Genomic DNA, 15,960 nt, shown 5'->3' on the forward strand with positions numbered 1-15,960 from the left:
GGCCGAGTGCCATCTGCCGCGTGAAGCAGGTCCCCAACTCTTGCGTATCCGTTGAAATTGCCGAGCTTGAGTGCCAATCCGTTTAGCGCCGCCAAGGCCGCCGTCGTCCTGGTGGATCCTGCGGCGCGGCGCAGGACGCCCGAGGTCAACCTGCGGCGTGCGTTCCAGTTGACTGGCGCCGAAGCTCGATTGGCGGCGCATTTGGCCACCGGAGACGCGCTAGAGGTCGTCTGTGATCGAATCGGGGTATCGAAGGAAACCGGCCGGAATCAGCGCAAGGGCATCTTTGCAAAGACGGGGGACAATCGCCAGGTCGAACTCGTCCTGCTGCTCTCAAGTATGCGCCAACTCCATTTGCCACTTCACCACGCCGGCCGGGAGTGTCCGTCCAGGATCCGCGCTTCTCCGATGAGGTACGCTCCGTCACATAACCCGTTCAGGACACGGTCATGGGAATCTTTTTTTGACTCAGCTCCAATAGCCAGAGATTTGGCGCAATTCTGCTCGATCAAAGTGGAGCGAGGCTCCACGATGGTCCGGTTGTTGATAACGCTCGCTCTTGTGTCGATTGTCCCGCAGGCCACCCTGGCGGAAGAGGGCAAGTTCAGCTCGCCCCTCGGCGGCTATTCTTGTCTACGTTCCATCGCGTGTCGGGATCGCTGCCTGACAAGGTACGACGCTCGTTGTGCCCAAGGATGCAAGCCGTTCTTGATGCTCTGTCAGGCCCATAGAGCGAAGGACGCGCTGATCTACAAAGCGGCATTGATCGGCCGGGCAGCGGCCAAATTCTCGAGAGAGCGCGAGATGCAACATCCGATATCGGAAGCTCGCCCCATCACCAGGGTTGGGGCGCTTCTCGAGAAATGCGAGAGTCATGAACCCTTGGAAAGAGAGGAGTGCGCCAATCTCGTCGGCGCTTGGGGGATCGTGATGATCAGAAACGGCGGCCGGCGGGAGGCGGACGCGAACGAGCGCCGCCCGGGAGCCGCCTGCGCAACGACGGCATCATCAATTTCCGACGCGGATTTCTCGGAGGCATTCATCGCGTGGGCGAGGAAGTATCCATCAAAACGCGATCTCGATGTGTACGCAGGTCTCGATGCGGCAATTGCTGCGGCCTGGCCCTGTCCAGGAACGATAGCCGAGTAGGGCCTGTTCACTCCAATTCTATGGCTGGTGCGGTGGATATCAATATGATCCGGTTGTCGACAGCGCTCGTTCTAGTGGTCGCATCAATCCAGCCGCACGCGGCTGCCCGCGCGTGGTTTGATCGCTCCGATAGTCCTCCGGCTTCATATTCCTGTTTTCAGCAATCGGATCATTGCCTAAGCAATTCGCGACGACGCATAATCGCGACAATTACGACCTGTGCCTGCTCTCGGACCGGGTCTGCCGGGATTACCAGTACAGCTGGAAGCTCATGCGCTCTCGACTGAAGGACGCGCCAGCAGTTCTGAACGACTGTTTCCCTGACAAGCAACCGGCCGCACAATAAGCCGGCGAATTGCCAGCCGCCGGTCCCGGCGACCATGGATCAGAACGGCTGGGCAAGCAGGTTGGCGAAGTGCCGGAATGCCGGCTCCGTGGAGGATTCGGCGGCAAAGCAGCTCGCCTTCACTTCTTGTGGCCGACCCGATCGCACCATCACAATTTTTATTTTTGCTCGATAGCAAACGTCCGGAACATCATCGACGGCGGGCAGATTCGCGTACGTGTCGAGCAGCAATTCGATTTCGGACTTGTCCAGTTTCTTTTTGCCCTCAATCCCTCTCTGGAAGATCTTGAGCAAGCCATCGTTGCCCGATGATGTGACCGAAAACTCCGTGGTGCGCTCTCCATATACGACGGACACTCGCATTTCGTAGGCTTCACTGGCCGGCTTGTGTCTAATCGCCTTCGGAGGCATCGCTGTGCTGGCCGATGCACCCAACGCAAACAATATTATGGCAAGCCAAACAGCAAATCTCATCATTGATCGTCCGTCGCGGATCCCGCGTCCCAAACCGTTGCTCTAAGCTAACCCCTCATTGTTTTGGGTGTGCCGCCTTATCGTCAGCTGGCCGCGAGACCGTAGGGCGGCACTGCAGCTGGATGCTATCATGCGGTACAGGCTGATTGTCCGTTGGAGTTGTGCTCGCATCCGTACCGCGCCGCGCACCGCGGGTCACTGCAGCAGCCCGCCGGGCCGCAAGCCGCCGCAGGTGGCGCCTGCTTTACTTAGGCATTCTCTGGTCGGCGTTGTCGATGCTGACGCCCCGTTACGGATATGACGAGGGCGAGGCGGTCCATTGGACAAAATGGCTCGGTTGGCTTCGATCCCGGCGGTTGAACGATGTTGAGACGACCGCGGCGCAGATCGCGCCCGTCGACATCGCCAAGCGGCTTGAACGCCTGGAGCGCGTGCGTTGGCGCCGGGAATTCACGCGCGAAGATTGGCGGCGAGGGCCGCCGCCGGACGATCGACGTTCCGCCGGGCTGGATTGGGATTTCCTTGCCGCGGCGTTCGGCTGGCTGCTCCGGGATGCGACGCCGGCTGCCGCCCTGGCCCCTCGGCCCCAAAAAGGCGCGGGTCGGTGTTGATAGCGTCAGCGATCAGCTTGGTGTTGCCGCCGGGTGCAGTCGCGATATGCTGAAATCTTCTCAACAAGCGATCGAGCAAACCGCCGTCGTTCCGCAACAGCAGATCGGCGCGAGCCATTAAAAGCCGCTCGGCAAGGGGATCGAGGCAAAGCGCGTCAAGAAGAATATCGACGGCAAGCGCGTTTTTCTGGCTTTCGAGCTGCTCAAGAGCGACATCCCATGCCGCCCGCCCGTCCACGGACTCACGGAGAAGGTAGCTGCCAAGCATGCGCAACGCGCCAAGCCAGCGCGGCTGAGTCGCATAGGCCGCCCATTGCGCGGGTTGGTCGGCGATCTCTTTGAGACGTTGAAACCGGGCCCATTCCGCCGCCAGATCGTGCTGGAATTCGATGCGATTGCGATCGTTACGCCGGAGCGGGGTGCGAGGAGGACATTGATCGAGCGTAGCCGCATCCTCAGTTCCGAGTTCGCTTATCCTAAAGCTGTGCTCGAACGCGGCTTCGCGTACAGAGAGACGAATGAGGAAATTTTGGACTCTGGATTTCGATTGCCCGTCGGTCCAAAACTGCCAAAGATGGTCGGCAATCGCCGTGTAGGATGCAAGCTGGCGAGCATCCTGCGGCCGGAAGCGCTGCTCGGCTTCTAGGACCCAAGCGAGCGTTCTTAGATTGCTCAATACCGCGACGATATCTGGGTGCGATGCGGCCCAGCTCAGGCGTGGCACGGACTCCAGCGCTGCCTGTACGTCTTCGGCCGCGACCGGACGAACCTCCAGATTGGGAGGCTCGAGAACGTCGGCGATCGCCTGAAGTGCGCTCTCTGACCACGCTTCCGTCTGCCCGACGATGACGACCCGCCAGGGGCTGGGATTTTCGTCGGCGATGAGCGAGGCGACTAACTGCCGGGTCACGTCCTTCACCTCGCGCGTCAGGCGCTCGGCAGCATCGATCACCAGCACATTCGCCGGCCTAGACGAAGACTTCAGTACTTCCGGCAGCGGGTGCGCGAGATTTAGCCGGGTTGGATCAAGCTCACTGAGCCCAACACTCAGCTCGTCGGGCCCGAGCCATACCTGCCGGTATTCGGGAAGATCGCGATCGAGAACAATCTTGACCAGCGCCGACTTGCCGCAGCCGGACTCGCCATAGACAACGGTTACCTTACCCTGCGCGATCAGCGCGGAAACGGCGGCAACATCGGCCTGTCGGCCAATCGCAAATTGGTTGGGGAGTGTTACCTCGATTTTGCTCTTGTAAGCCGCGGTCAACGCTTCCAGCGACCGCCATGAGGACTCGTAGCTAGGATGGTCCTTGAGATCGAATTCCCTCGCGAGATCGCTGACCAGTTTTGCAACTTCGACCGTACCGTGACCGAGGCGCGCGTCCCGGCAGGCCTCAACCAGCGCCCTCCACAGCTTTCGGCCGTCAGCGAGCGTTCCGCCGTCGATGAGCGTGCGGCAGCGACCTATCGCAGTCCTGCGATCTTCGGAATTGGCCAGGTCGAAATCCGTGGCCATCACCTCGAGGCGTCGAATGAATCTGACAAGCTCGGTGTCGCGAACGGTTCGTTTGCGGGTTCTGACCGGATTTCTGATGCTGCCAAAGATTTTCCGATGCCCGGCGGTTTCGCCGATACGGCGCAGCGCCACGTCACCATCACCCGCGGCCCAATTCTTGATGTCGGCCCAAACCGGTTCGAACGCGGGATGGTAGCCTCGCGTCGCTAGCATGAGGCTGTCGCGATCGCGGTTCATTGGCCCCCTGCCGCCTTTCGACCACTGCTCCCACGCAGCCAGGACAAAATCCTTGGGCCGTCCGGCTCCCGTGACCTGATGGCTACTTTTGCAGGAGATCGCGAGCTGACGTTCGTTGTTCGTGCCTGGATCTCCGGTGGCGAGCAAATCGTCAATGCTCCAGCGCAGGGCCTTCGTTTGGGTCTGGAGGCGACTCGCAATTGCGTCCTCCGACCCGGGAAGCGCCTCTCCCATCAGCGCTTGCAGGAGCAGGTAGGCGCCGATTTGATCCTCGAACGCGAATCAGGACCGGCGGTCGATCGCGTCGTTACCGAAGCTGATTTCGCCTTTCGTTTCCGTTGAACTGCTTTTTGCTTCTTCTTGATTGGCACTCCGCCGCCTTCGCCCGTCAGGACTGCGTCTGAAGCAAAGGACCGGCCATCAACTCATCCCAAGACGACCACCTCACATCTTCCTTGGGCACGCAGATGGATAACTCGTGCTGCCACCGACCGAGCCCTTTGACGTCAAGGTCCAGGCGGATGGGGAGCCAATTGTTGGTGGGCGCATCGGCGAGCAGCTTCACCCCGAAGACCCGCTCGACACAGAGGAGCGGCGTGTACTGGCGGCTATAGAGCGGATCAACATAAGGGATTGCGGCTTGGCGAATGACCTCCAGCTTGAGATATTGTTCGAACCAGGGTGAGCCGGCGAGGAGTCGGAAATATTCGGGAATCCGTGTCCCGAAGTCCTTATGAAACGGGCTCTCGCCTTTTTGGCTCGATAGGCACGTCTTGATCTTCTGCGGCAGGGCTTCAACGCCAGACACCTCGGCAATGTTGCCGCGCTCCGTGATAAAGAGGTCGTGCTTTTCTGAGAGAGCAAAGTCAGTTGGTAGGTCCGCTGCGCGGATGCGCTCCGCGCTTGAAGCCACGGCTTCATAGCCGCCGCCTTGCCGTTTCTTGAAGGATGGAGCTCCCGTCATCACGCGGCCATCGCCCAAGCTGCTTACGAGAACGTACCGATCCATAGGCGGCGTGCGGTCGTAACTTGCAATGAACGTGAGTAGCGCATGAAGATCGCCATCGACGAAATCTTGCAGATGAAAACTCCACTCCGATTGTTCGGCACCGGTCAGCTCGCCGCAAAAGACAATGTCGGGACCGATAGCAATCAGTTCGTCGACAGATTGCCCTCTCTGGATACCCTCTCGATGGGCGCTTTTCGCAGTTGGCTTCGTGCTCGCGTTCCATCGCGCGAAGGTCGTCCGCCGTATAAGTAACCCCATCATCGTCGATCAGATCGGCATGATGACTGCACAGCCAAATGCCGTTTGAGATGTCCTTGCGCGCCTCCGGCGTCATGGACGCCAGATAACGCTTTCCACCCGGCGCCGCGGCGTGGATATGCGCTGCTTTTCCGGTCATGCTGACGGCGTCGGGAGCGTCTTCGCTCGGGCCGGAAGTCGAGCGTGGACATCCTCGAAACGAGCAGGTGTATCCCGCGCGGAGCGCCAGCGCTTTTTTGGTTTTGGGTGAAAAATCGTCGCGGTTGCGCACTCGGGAAACCTCCATTGCCCCCAGATCACCATAGAACGATTGCCGAACATTCTCAACGATTACAATCGATTCCATCCCCATATATTCTATATAAGTCAATTATTTCAGTATGTTACATCAATCTCTAGCGCCTCCAATTTGTCGTGACATTGTCTGGCGAATTGTGATATGATGATGCAGAAGAGGTGGACAATGGTTCAACGCACCAACCGAACGGAAAAGCTGGATTTGCGGCTGAGCAGAGCTGCAAAGCAGACGTTGCAGGCTGCGGCGACGGCCGAACGCAAATCCGTCAGCGAATTTGTACTTGATACAGCACTTAGTGAAGCTGAGGAGCGGCTTGCCGATCGCCGAGTCTTTACGCTCGACGGCAAGAACTGGGACGCTTATATCGCCGCTCTCGACGCGCCACCCCGCCGGCATACGCGCCTTGAACGTCTCTTCCGCGAGCCGTCTGTCTTCGATGTAAAAAGTGAACCGTGACCAGTTCGCTTCGCATCGAAAAGCTGGATCGTACTCACGCTGTTGAACCGTTCACCTGCGGGCAGCCCGAACTTGATCGCTTCTTGGTCCGGCACGCACTGAGCGCCCAACAATCGAATTCGTCGCAGACCTACATTGCCCTCGCCGGTCAGGAGATTGTCGGCTTCTACACCATTGTTGCGGGCGAGGTGCACCACGCGAACGCTCCGGAGCGCGTCGTGAAGGGGATGCCGCGTCATCCGATCCCGCTTCTGGTTCTCGCGCGGCTTGCGGTTCACTCCTCCGCGCAAGGGCGCGGCATCGGCGCGGGGTTGCTGCTTGATGCACTGGGAAGAACGCTACAAGTCGCCGACGTGGTCGGCATACGCGCGCTTGCGGTTCACGCCAAGGATGACCAGGCGGCGGCCTTTTATCGGCATTTCGGCTTTGCTCCGTCGCCAACCGATCCGCGCCATCTCTTCATGATCATCAAAGACATTCGCCTCGCCGCGGGACAACAGCGGTAGCGGCCACGGGGAGCTAGGTCGAGGAATCGCGACGGATCTTTTCCGGGTTGATTTTTGTCGGCGGCAACGAAGAAGCAATGCTAGGTTTGGACAGGACAAATCCAACCCCGAGCAATATGCCAAACACTTTCATCAACGTGATTATCGCGCATTTCCCGACCGTCGCTCAATTGCGCGGCGCCCCGATGCTTGAGGTCGAGCGTGTGCTGCTGCGTGCTGTCGTCGAGTATTGCGCCGACGGGATGCACCCGATGATCACGCGGGATACTGTCCCGACATTACTCCTCGAGCCCGGCGGCTACGCCTATGACGCGCAGGCGAGGTCCGATCTTGGGCGCGTGATCGGTCGGGCGTGGAAAGCGCTGGAGGACGCAGGCTTCATAGAAGAACCAGATTCCTACAACGGGAAGAACGGATTTCGAGTCCCGTCTGCCGAGGGCAGAAGGGCTTGCGCGGCAACAGACTACACGGGTGTTCGGATGCGGACGAAGTTTACGCGCGACATGTTTCACCCGAGCTTGACCGACGCCGCCTGGAACGCGTTCTCCGTAGGGGATTACGACACGGCTATCTTCGAAGCCTTCAAGTCGCTGGAAGTCGCCGTGCGAACAAAGGGCGGCTTCACAAGCGCGGACTTCGGTGCACCCTTGATGAAAAAGGCCTTCGATGCCAACAACGGGCCGCTTCGGGATCAATCCGCGCAGCGTTCCCGCCAACTTGCCCGCTGTGATCTGTTCACCGGCGCCTTCGGCGAGATTCGCAATCCCAAGGGCCACAATGATCCCACGATCACGGACACGCTCGTCGCTGTCGAAGAGCTGATGACCGCCGGCATGCTGCGCCGGATCGTGGACGATGCCTAAGCAGAAAGCCCCCTAACTCTCGGCCCCACTGCGTATCCATCGCACTCACCTCATCTATAGAGGCCGAGCCGGTTGGAACGCTCCGAATCCAACCGATTGCACTCGCGGCACTTACCATTACGGACGAGCCGATCGGCAACATGTCCGTAAACGCAGGGCTGGCCTGTAAAATACCATTTATCACCCCGCGCTTTAGCTTCGTCTCGCAGCCGCCCTGCCCTCACCCTAGGGCCTTCGCCGCTTCTGCTGCTTCGCGACGGTATGAATACATAAGGCGCGGGGTCATCCTGCTCCGCCACAACTTCCGCGACCGGAGTTGGCGCTGGTATTGCGATCTCTACGACAGATGTCTCCACCTCAATTTCATCGGTACGTTTCGGGGACGAATTGGTTTTGATCATCCCGCTGCGGATAAACTTTGTCTTCAACTTTATTCGCGGCAGCTCATCTGGATCGACTTCATCGGCATGTTCACGATCAGTCGATGGAACGACCTCATCGTTCTCGACCGCTTCCTGTGACCTCAAATATTTACTGTCATCAACCAGACGATCCGCGGCCAACAACTCGTCCAGATCACCGATGTCGGTCACTCTGGAAACATGGTTGGGATAGTCCGATACTGAGGCGGCGAAGAGCCTCTCGATCTCATCGATCTCAGCCTTATCGACCGCTTCGTTCAAATCAAAGCCGAGCAACATTCCGGCTTCAATGTTGTTGTTCAGCCCAGCCAGCGTCAGATTTGCGCTGCCTATCATCAAACGCGCATGTTCTTTCGCGCGCACCAGATAAAGCTTCGGATGAAAGATCAGCGTTCGCGAACCCGTATCGACGGTGTAAAGCTCGTCCACAATGCGATTTAGCCGGACCAGACCTTGATACGACGTAGCGTCGTTTCGAATGCCAGCGAACACGGTCGCACAAGCTGCGTGTTGAGCCACATGTTCTTCAATACGCTCCACGCCCCCTTCTGAAACGAAGGCAACGCTGATCAAAACCTTCTGGACATCGGGCAGGTCGAACAGCCATCGCAACCCGTCGATATGCGTGCTCGCGGAGAAGCCTTGCAGGATGAATTTTGCCGTTGCCATGGGCTGAGATTAACAGGATCGGAGTAGCTGCGCAGAGCGTCTGGCTGTCGGGGACGGGCGTGAACGAAGCCGGTCCAACGCGCTCAGATTTTGTGCCATTTTTGTGCCATGGACTCCTTTGCAATCCTTCGTAATCGCGCGCGGAATCGCGCTAACAAATTGAGAAACAACGATTTCTTTTCGTACGCTTTGGGAAGGGTTTGTAACGAATAAAAAAGCCCGCCAGAGGCGGGCTAATTCACTGATCTGATTGAGAAAAGCTTGGTTGCGACGATAGGATTTGAACCTATGACCTTCAGGTTATGAGCCTGACGAATTGTGCAGGAGCAGTCATGCGTCCCGGCCCACTTAAATTTTTGCTGAATTACTCGGCTCAGGCGGACGTCACTTCGTATCAGCCGAAAGCCGCCCGGATCCAGGTCGCTCTGGATTGGTCCGTGTGGCGAGGTGGATTTATGCCACGCTCAGGGACCTCTTCTCCGAGATGAGGACGCGAGTAGCAGCTTGTCAGGTGTCACGTTCAGGGCTCTTGCGATTTTCGCCAGGACCACGATTGTCACGTTTCTTTGGCGGCGTTCGACCTGGCTAATATAGGTCCGATCCACCCCCGCCTCATGGGCTAATTCTTCTTGCGACAGTCCAGCCGTCTTTCTGAGGGACCTGACGTTGTCAGCCACGACTCCGATTATTCCTTGATCGTCCTTCCCGACGGGCATCGGCCCAAAGAACGTCGGAGACGACTATCGATCCACGGACTTTGAGTCCCATTTTTTGGCCGCAAATGTTGACTATCGTCTACATCATTGCTTGATCTAGTTGCCCCTTTGAGGATCAATGGCCACCTGCAAGATCGCCACAATTGCGACTTGGCTCCCGAAGCCTGCGCATGATGACTGACATAGTGGAAGCGTTTTGGGAGGTTGGCGAATTGGGACCTTTGGGTCCGATGTCGTACCGCGCCGGCTATCGCCTCCGGACGGCTATTATCTGCAATGTGGAGCTACCTGCAGCGATCGTTGAGGCCGCCATCTTAGCCAAGTCAACGCTTGCGATGACGATCACCCCCGACGGACACGTTAGATCGAGCGTGGGTGGCAGTGCGGGCTCCACGTCGAGAGCAGAGCCGATCGACCAGCTCGTCGCCCAGTTGCTTTCAGTCGAAAATCTGCACCTCGAGGAGATCTCGGCGACGGATTTGGCTTTGCTGTTGGAGCGGCTTGAGCGGTCGGTAGAACTTGTCCGACAGGTTATGAAGCATGGGTCGAATTAGCAAACCCTCGTGTCGGCGAAACGCGTTGCGGTCAGACTGTTGTGGGAAGGCGCCGCCGCGCCGGTTAAACGCGACATGGTGACCGCTTACGCCACCCGATCCAAGCTGAGGGGATGAGGGAGACCGCCGCCGAGGGCAAGAACGGACCATCGCCCACGCAGATTCGATCATCTGGCATCGTTCGCATCGAAAGCTGCAGCGACGTCCGCAACCTCGCCAAAGAAGTTGGCGCGGTGTTTGGACATAAATCCTGTGCCTGCTTCGATCAGCAAGCTCGCCCAAGTTCAATTCCTCGAGGCGCGACTGCCTTCCGTTGGACTTACGAGCGGTCAGGGTCACGAACTCAGACTTAAGCCGATAGGTAGCCCCCGCAGCTGGTCACGCGCAACAGTCAAGCTGTTAAGCGACGCGGCCCGCAACGACAGAACGCCGCCTAAACTGCGCGTGAGCTCGGCTGGTACCGGTGTTGTACTTCGGACCGGATCGCATCTTCAGTCACTAAGTGCTTGCCGCCGATCCTGACCTCCTCGATCGTGCCGGTCGGGCCGCGGATGAGGCGGCAGGCCTCACCGTGATCGCCGAATGCCTGCGCCGACGCAACGACCGCTTCGTCGATCCCGGATGGGTTTAGTTCGGTCGCGTCCAGGAAAGGAGACAGTTGGCTTGGCGTCGCAACTAATACCTTATGTTTGCCAGGCACCAAATCCAATGGACCCCACAGGGTCCACCAGCGGCCACGCCAGTGAGCAGTTTCGGGTCCGGGCGCACCAAGATCGTGAACGTTCTTGAGTATGTGGATCACACTCTCGAACCAGACGTTCGCGAGGCCGTCGATGGCGTTGGTGAGGATGCTGATCGCTATGTCCTGCTCCGGCAGAACCACCGTGCGCGTCAAAGTTCCCTGGAAGCCACCGGCGTGACCGACCCAGCTCCACGGCCCCGGTGGACCGGAAATCGTGCCTAGACCGTAGTAGCGCTCCAGTTGTGAGTGGGCATCGCGCCAATGGCGCCGCGTCATCTCGCGGCGGCTTGCCGTCGTCAATATGCTCGATTGGGCAGCGGGAGAAAGCTGTCCGACAAACCGCGCGAGGTCACCGGCGGTCGCCGTAAAGCCTGTTGCCGACGCCATATCGTTCGTCAAATTATCCCCGGGGATCACAAAGCGCCGGCCATAAGGTTGGCGCGTCGAGTGGCCATGGGCGAATGGACGACAGACGGTCGGATCGAAGTCGGGCGTCGTCTCTGTCAGGCCCGCTGGGGCGACGACGTGATCATAGGTCCAGCGGCCATAGGGCTCACCGGTCACCTTCTCGATGACTTTGCCTAGCAACGCGAAACCGTGATTGGAGTATTTGAACGTGACGCCGGCCGCGAGGGGCTGTGGCGCGGAGAGATCGGCGCGAAACTCCGCCTCGCTGAGGAAGGGCCGGCGGTCCGAGAATTGACCGCTGTCAGGTCCGTCACGGGTCAGGCCGGCGGCATGCGAAAGCAGCTGCGAAATGGTGACACCGGAAACCTGCGGCGTAAGATCTGCCAGATACTCACCCAGGCGGTCGTCAAGCCGGATCTTATTGCGCTCGCGCAACAACATGATCCCAGCCGCTGTGAACGTCTTCGAGTGCGAGGCGACACGAAAGCGGTGACGGGGGGTGAGCGGTTCGCGGGTTGCGAGATCGGCCATGCCGCTCGCGTGTTCGAGCAGCACCTGGCCTTTGTGAGCGATCGCCAGCGACACACCGGGCTGATCGAATAGTTCCCGCTGATAGTCGATCCATGTGGGGATGTAGTCGAGAGCAGAAGAGAGCCAGTCTGACATGGATGCTTAGAACCTATAGAAAGTGAAGCCTTCGAGCCATTCTACAACATACTGCAGGCTGGATCGAACGCGCCGTCAAGCCCTCGATTCAAGCCCGCGCTTCATCATCGTACTTTGCTCGGCCCTTCAAAGAGCGCCGGCGCGCCAACTCCGAGAAGCTCGAGGCGGGCCATACAGTAGCGACCGATCGAACGGTCCTGAGAACAGTTGGACGTGGCTTGGAAGCGACCGTTGCGCGGTGAGCTCCGTCGACATAAAGGCCCATTTCGAGATATTCGCTTGCGCTGCCGCCGACGAGATTCCGGAATTCTCCGCACAACAAACCCCAACGGAGCATGCCGACGATTTTCACACGGAGACTGAGCCACTTGGATACGTTATGGTGATACGTAGCGCGCCCTTGGCGACAAATCTTGGATGTGCAGACAACCACTTGGCCGCCCTTCGGCGACAGTGCTTTTATCTTGCTCTTCCAATCGCTTTCTATCTCCGCTTCACCTCACCCCTTCTCGCTTCCTCTCTCTGCCGTAGCGCGTTTCTAGGAACGGCCTGAAATACAGCCCTTTCGTTCAACAAACGGACGGCAAATCGAGCTCTGAGAGCACGCGCATAGACGTCATTCCTGCCAGCGAGACGAACGAAATATCACGCCCCTGGATCGAAAATCAGAGCCCGATCCGCCGCAAAATTCCAAGCGATCGATCCAAAATGCTACGCCAAAACCCTTCCATCGATCGCATTTTCCCGATGCGAAGCCCCTTGTCCGAGCACAAAATGCCCTCCCGCTTCGTTCTCAAAGCGGCGCAACAAACGCAAAAAAGCCCCGCCTCCGAGGAGGCGGGCCGATGATCCGTTAGCGTCAGTCGCCGCTGCGGCGGGACCAGATCAGGCTGAAACCCTCCTCGCCTTCGACCTTCACCAGCGAGGCGTAGATCGGGGCCGGGAAGCTCGGATCGTCGAGCTTGACCGAGAGATACTCGCGCTCGCTGTCGCGGACGGTCTTCTTCCAGGCCGCGCCGAACTCGGTCGCGCCCGCGAAGATCCGGTAGTCGGGCGCCTTGTCGTTGTCCTTTTCGGATGCGACGAGCTTGGCCTTGATGTTGAGCGTAAGCGTCTTGATCGATCCGGTGTAGCCGTTCTCGGAAGCGGTGAAAGTGCCGATGGTCGCCATCATAATCTCCGTCTGTTTTGCTCGGGCCGCGTCCATCGCAGCCTCGATGGCGATCCCTTGCCCGGGGAGCGATCGGCCCGCAGCCTTTAGGCCCGCAGCGCCAGCGGAGGACGGCGAAAGCCTGCTTTTTTGTCTTCCCGCGAGGAATGCCGCCCCTTCGCGGCAGGGGAAAAAAGCAGGCGTGAGCTGTTGCGGGAAGGCGATCGAGGCGCTTGCCGTCCACCGGGGCTTGATCAGCCCAATCGTGACTGCGTTGGACGCGAGCCTCATCGGAACTGACGGAGATTATCATGGCGACCGGCGACTACGCGGCATTGACAACGGCTACAACGGCTCGCGCAAAGCGATGTCCGCACATCAATGTCAGTGAAGACTGAGCCGGATTGACGCAAGGAAACCCGACCAGATGTTCGCACGGGAAACCGGTCACACTGCCAGACTATTTGTCCGCCCCAATGCGCTCTCGACAGGTGCGGTGAAGGCACGAATCGGAGCTTCCCGGCCCCGATCTGGGCCTCGCTGGTGAAGGTCGGCGGGTATACGGTACAGCCACCCTAGCTACTGCAATCGGCATTAATCAGACGGATCGTACCCCTGATCGGAGCAGGCGTTTGCGTGGGAAGTCACCGCTTTTGCATTCACTGTATCGGCCGCGCACCGTCAGGTGCGCGGCCGCAATTTTGGAGCCCTGCCGGGGGCCGCCTAAGCGGCCCCCGGCGCTGATTTTACTCCGCAGCTCCCGCTCCGAGTTCGTTGCCTTGCGCCTCGCCTTGGAGACCGCCTTGCCCCTGCGGGACGGCCGTCCGTAGCAGCGTCGGCAGCCAGCCGGTCGCCGCCAACAGCTGCTCGGCGGCTTGCGCCATGTCGGCCTTCTTCATGTCCGTCAGCCGCTCGGCCGCTTCCCCGCCGACGCCTTCGCGGACAGCTTCCAGGACGTTCGCCTTGGTGACGCGGCCAAGATAACTGCGCACCGTCGGCCGCCAGTAGGCGGTCATGTCGAGGCCCACGGCCTCGGCCAAACGGCGGGCCGCCACCAGCGCGCGCGGCCTCCGGTCGAACGGCAACTTGACCGCATTGACCGTGAGCGCGACGCAATGCGCGAACAGCGCCATGCGGCTGTCGTGGTCGAGCTCGGCCACGAACTCCCACAGTCCGGCGACGTCTCTGGGCATCTGCCGCGCCCAATTGCCATGGCGATCCGACCAAGTTTTGCCGGCCGGTGTGTCCTCGATCCCATCGGCGTGCGCGGCCAGATCGGTCCGCACCGGCTGGATGCCGACCACATGCGCGTTCGCTCCGAGATAGAAGATTTGCGCGGCAAGCGCATGGGTAACCGCCACGATGGCAACATCAGGCTGCTCACTCAAATTGAGGCGCAGTCCCAAGGTCCGGTGCGCGGTCAGGTCGCGAACAAGGGCGTCGGATAGCCGTTGGTTCTCGTCCTCCTCGTCGGCCGCACCTTCGTCGTCCTCGCCATCCTGCGCGCCTTCCTCGCCGTCCCGGTCCTCGTCATCCCGCGCCTCGGCGCCGCTCTCCGCGCCGGTTTCAGCATGGGGTTTCTCGTCCTCCGGGCGGATGAAACCCCGTTCGACCCGCAACGTGCCGTCGTGATTGAGAGCCACGAAGGCGCCACCGCGCGCGACGTCGGCGGGATCGTAGGCCTGCCGTTTCGCCTCCAGCCGCTCGATCTCTGCCTCCATCTCGCCGAACCGTGCGTCCACGTCGTCGGGCAGTTCCTCGGCCGTCTGATGCTGCTCGGTCAGCCGGTCGAACTCGGTCTGAACCGCCTGGAGGGCGGCCTCATCCTCCGCCGAAAGCTCGATCGGATGCGGGTAGACCCGGCGCATGCCGTGGGCATGCGGGAAGTCGAGATGGGCTTCCGTCCACTTCCATCCCTCGGCCGCTCGCAGGTTATCCGCCTCGCGGCCGAGCCTTGCCGTCACCAAGAGATCGAGCAGCGCGACGTCTTCCAGATAGCCGCCGCGATCCTCGGTAAAGAGGTCGCGCAGCACGGTGCCGCCCGCCTCCGTATAAGCCTCGAGCCCGACGAAACGCGCCCGCCGATCCGTGGCTGGAACGTGGGTTTCGGTGAGCAGACGGCGAATGGTGGCAGCATCCGGGTCGAAGGGCAGGCGCTCATAAACGGCCTCCTGCCGGGCATGATCATCCGTGATCGCAAACGCCATCAGCTGCTCAAGGGTCAGATCGCCGTCGCGATAGAGCTGCACCAATCTGGGCGAAACCGCGCCGAGCCGCAGGCGTTGCCGCACCACATGCGCGGTGACACCGAAGCGAGCCGCGATCTCCTCCGCACCGAGCCCGCGCTCATCCGCGAGCTTCCGGAATGCCTCGAACTCGTCGGCCGGATGCATCCGCTCCCGGGTGACATTCTCGTCCAGGCTGATTTCGTGGGGATCGTTCGCGGTATCGATGACGCAGCGGATCAGCTCGTTTTTCTTGATCTCCTTGCGCTTGACCCTCAACAGCTGGGCCAGCCGACGGCCCTCCCCGATGGTCACGCAGAAGAACCCCGTCGCGGCCCCATCGCCGTCGACCTCCGGCTCGACGACCAGATTCTGCAGGATGCCTTTGACGGCGATGCTCGCCGCCAAGGCCTCGATCGCCGCCTCGCTGTGCGGCGTCTTGCGCGCATTCTTCGGCGACTTCTTGAGCTTGCCGAGCGGAATGCGAACCTCAGTTCCATCAGGTATTCCAAACGTTTTGGCCGACATGATCATTCTTCCTTTTGCTTCCATGGGTGCAGGGCGCACTCCGCCTGCGCCCCTGCCCGTCGGCGAGACCGGGTCTCTAGCCGCGGATTTGGCAAGAGATCGGTCACGCTTCCTTCAGGGTTGCAGCAGCTGCTGCTGCAACCCTGCCCATCGGCGA

14 protein-coding genes are annotated in these 15,960 nt (G+C 60.0%); 6 read left to right on the forward strand and 8 right to left on the reverse strand.

Annotated elements, in window-relative coordinates; genetic code table 11:
• Nucleotides 1–66: 66 nt before the first annotated feature.
• Nucleotides 67–1,149 (forward strand): helix-turn-helix transcriptional regulator, encoded by a 1,083-nt coding sequence (locus ACVW17_RS35455; protein ID WP_456798614.1) that lies wholly within the window; start codon nt 67–69, stop codon nt 1,147–1,149.
• Nucleotides 1,150–1,534: 385 nt separating this feature from the next.
• Here the strand turns inward: ACVW17_RS35455 and ACVW17_RS35460 are convergent, their stop codons facing one another.
• Both ACVW17_RS35460 and ACVW17_RS35465 read right to left on the reverse strand, forming a co-directional pair.
• A complete protein-coding gene (locus ACVW17_RS35460; protein WP_456798615.1) occupies nt 1,535–1,969 on the reverse strand; it encodes a hypothetical protein in 435 nt (144 codons plus the stop codon).
• A 450-nt stretch (nt 1,970–2,419) separates the two neighbouring features.
• Complete coding sequence (locus ACVW17_RS35465; RefSeq protein ID WP_456798616.1) at nt 2,420–4,333, reverse strand: nSTAND1 domain-containing NTPase; 1,914 nt, start codon at nt 4,331–4,333, stop codon at nt 2,420–2,422.
• 78 nt (nt 4,334–4,411) lie between these two features.
• On the opposite strand from ACVW17_RS35465, the gene ACVW17_RS35470 reads away from it, so the two are divergent.
• Nucleotides 4,412–4,675, forward strand: a complete 264-nt coding sequence (locus ACVW17_RS35470) for a hypothetical protein (protein WP_456798617.1) — start codon at nt 4,412–4,414, stop codon at nt 4,673–4,675.
• A gap of 46 nt (nt 4,676–4,721) precedes the next feature.
• Here ACVW17_RS35470 and ACVW17_RS35475 read toward each other — a convergent pair whose 3' ends face one another.
• Complete coding sequence (locus tag ACVW17_RS35475; RefSeq protein WP_456798618.1) at nt 4,722–5,603, reverse strand: hypothetical protein; 882 nt, start codon at nt 5,601–5,603, stop codon at nt 4,722–4,724.
• A 460-nt stretch (nt 5,604–6,063) separates the two neighbouring features.
• Between ACVW17_RS35475 and ACVW17_RS35480 the strand changes: the two genes are divergently transcribed.
• Genes ACVW17_RS35480 through ACVW17_RS35490 form a run of 3 tightly spaced genes read left to right on the forward strand, consistent with a single transcriptional unit; the run spans nt 6,064 to nt 7,723 of the window.
• Nucleotides 6,064–6,354, forward strand: a complete 291-nt coding sequence (locus ACVW17_RS35480; RefSeq protein ID WP_456798619.1) for a type II toxin-antitoxin system TacA family antitoxin — start codon at nt 6,064–6,066, stop codon at nt 6,352–6,354.
• Entirely contained in the window at nt 6,351–6,860 is a 510-nt protein-coding gene (locus ACVW17_RS35485) for a GNAT family N-acetyltransferase (protein WP_456798620.1), read from the forward strand. Before ACVW17_RS35480 ends, ACVW17_RS35485 begins: the two co-directional genes overlap by 4 nt.
• 47 nt (nt 6,861–6,907) lie before the next feature.
• Nucleotides 6,908–7,723 carry a TIGR02391 family protein gene (locus tag ACVW17_RS35490; RefSeq protein ID WP_456798621.1) on the forward strand — a complete coding sequence of 272 codons (816 nt, stop codon included), beginning with the start codon at nt 6,908–6,910 and terminating at the stop codon, nt 7,721–7,723.
• A gap of 50 nt (nt 7,724–7,773) precedes the next feature.
• On the opposite strand, the gene ACVW17_RS35495 is transcribed toward ACVW17_RS35490, so the two are convergent.
• Nucleotides 7,774–8,814, reverse strand: a complete 1,041-nt coding sequence (locus ACVW17_RS35495; protein ID WP_456798622.1) for a hypothetical protein — start codon at nt 8,812–8,814, stop codon at nt 7,774–7,776.
• 464 nt (nt 8,815–9,278) lie between these two features.
• Nucleotides 9,279–9,530 carry a helix-turn-helix domain-containing protein gene (locus ACVW17_RS35500; RefSeq protein WP_420965987.1) on the reverse strand — a complete coding sequence of 84 codons (252 nt, stop codon included), beginning with the start codon at nt 9,528–9,530 and terminating at the stop codon, nt 9,279–9,281.
• A gap of 170 nt (nt 9,531–9,700) precedes the next feature.
• Here ACVW17_RS35500 and ACVW17_RS35505 point away from each other — a divergent pair, with 170 nt between their 5' ends.
• A complete protein-coding gene (locus ACVW17_RS35505; protein WP_456798623.1) occupies nt 9,701–10,084 on the forward strand; it encodes a hypothetical protein in 384 nt (127 codons plus the stop codon).
• Between the two features lie 433 nt (nt 10,085–10,517).
• Here ACVW17_RS35505 and ACVW17_RS35510 read toward each other — a convergent pair whose 3' ends face one another.
• The 3 genes from ACVW17_RS35510 to ACVW17_RS35520 all read right to left on the reverse strand — a co-directional run bounded on the left by ACVW17_RS35510 (nt 10,518) and on the right by ACVW17_RS35520 (nt 15,809).
• Nucleotides 10,518–11,900: a serine hydrolase domain-containing protein gene (locus tag ACVW17_RS35510; protein ID WP_456798624.1), complete on the reverse strand. Its 1,383-nt coding sequence runs from the start codon at nt 11,898–11,900 to the stop codon at nt 10,518–10,520.
• An 859-nt stretch (nt 11,901–12,759) separates the two neighbouring features.
• Complete coding sequence (locus ACVW17_RS35515) at nt 12,760–13,071, reverse strand: DUF736 domain-containing protein (protein ID WP_456798625.1); 312 nt, start codon at nt 13,069–13,071, stop codon at nt 12,760–12,762.
• A 725-nt stretch (nt 13,072–13,796) separates the two neighbouring features.
• The gene (locus tag ACVW17_RS35520; protein ID WP_456798626.1) at nt 13,797–15,809 is read right to left on the reverse strand and encodes a chromosome partitioning protein ParB; all 2,013 of its coding nucleotides are present in this window, start codon (nt 15,807–15,809) and stop codon (nt 13,797–13,799) included.
• Between the last annotated feature and the right edge of the window lie 151 nt (nt 15,810–15,960).

Source organism: Bradyrhizobium sp. USDA 4473 (genome assembly GCF_054063335.1).

What these genes read in the sequence shown, in the direction of transcription:
- ACVW17_RS35460 (WP_456798615.1), bottom strand. Translation starts at nt 1,969, where the DNA reads ATGAGATTTGCTGTTTGGCTTGCCATAATATTGTTTGCGTTGGGTGCA.
- ACVW17_RS35465 (WP_456798616.1), bottom strand. Translation starts at nt 4,333, where the DNA reads ATGAACCGCGATCGCGACAGCCTCATGCTAGCGACGCGAGGCTACCAT.
- ACVW17_RS35470 (WP_456798617.1), top strand. Translation starts at nt 4,412, where the DNA reads ATGGCTACTTTTGCAGGAGATCGCGAGCTGACGTTCGTTGTTCGTGCC.
- ACVW17_RS35475 (WP_456798618.1), bottom strand. Translation starts at nt 5,603, where the DNA reads ATGATGGGGTTACTTATACGGCGGACGACCTTCGCGCGATGGAACGCG.
- ACVW17_RS35480 (WP_456798619.1), top strand. Translation starts at nt 6,064, where the DNA reads ATGGTTCAACGCACCAACCGAACGGAAAAGCTGGATTTGCGGCTGAGC.
- ACVW17_RS35495 (WP_456798622.1), bottom strand. Translation starts at nt 8,814, where the DNA reads ATGGCAACGGCAAAATTCATCCTGCAAGGCTTCTCCGCGAGCACGCAT.
- ACVW17_RS35500 (WP_420965987.1), bottom strand. Translation starts at nt 9,530, where the DNA reads ATGCCCGTCGGGAAGGACGATCAAGGAATAATCGGAGTCGTGGCTGAC.
- ACVW17_RS35505 (WP_456798623.1), top strand. Translation starts at nt 9,701, where the DNA reads ATGATGACTGACATAGTGGAAGCGTTTTGGGAGGTTGGCGAATTGGGA.
- ACVW17_RS35510 (WP_456798624.1), bottom strand. Translation starts at nt 11,900, where the DNA reads ATGTCAGACTGGCTCTCTTCTGCTCTCGACTACATCCCCACATGGATC.
- ACVW17_RS35515 (WP_456798625.1), bottom strand. Translation starts at nt 13,071, where the DNA reads ATGGCGACCATCGGCACTTTCACCGCTTCCGAGAACGGCTACACCGGA.
- ACVW17_RS35520 (WP_456798626.1), bottom strand. Translation starts at nt 15,809, where the DNA reads ATGATCATGTCGGCCAAAACGTTTGGAATACCTGATGGAACTGAGGTT.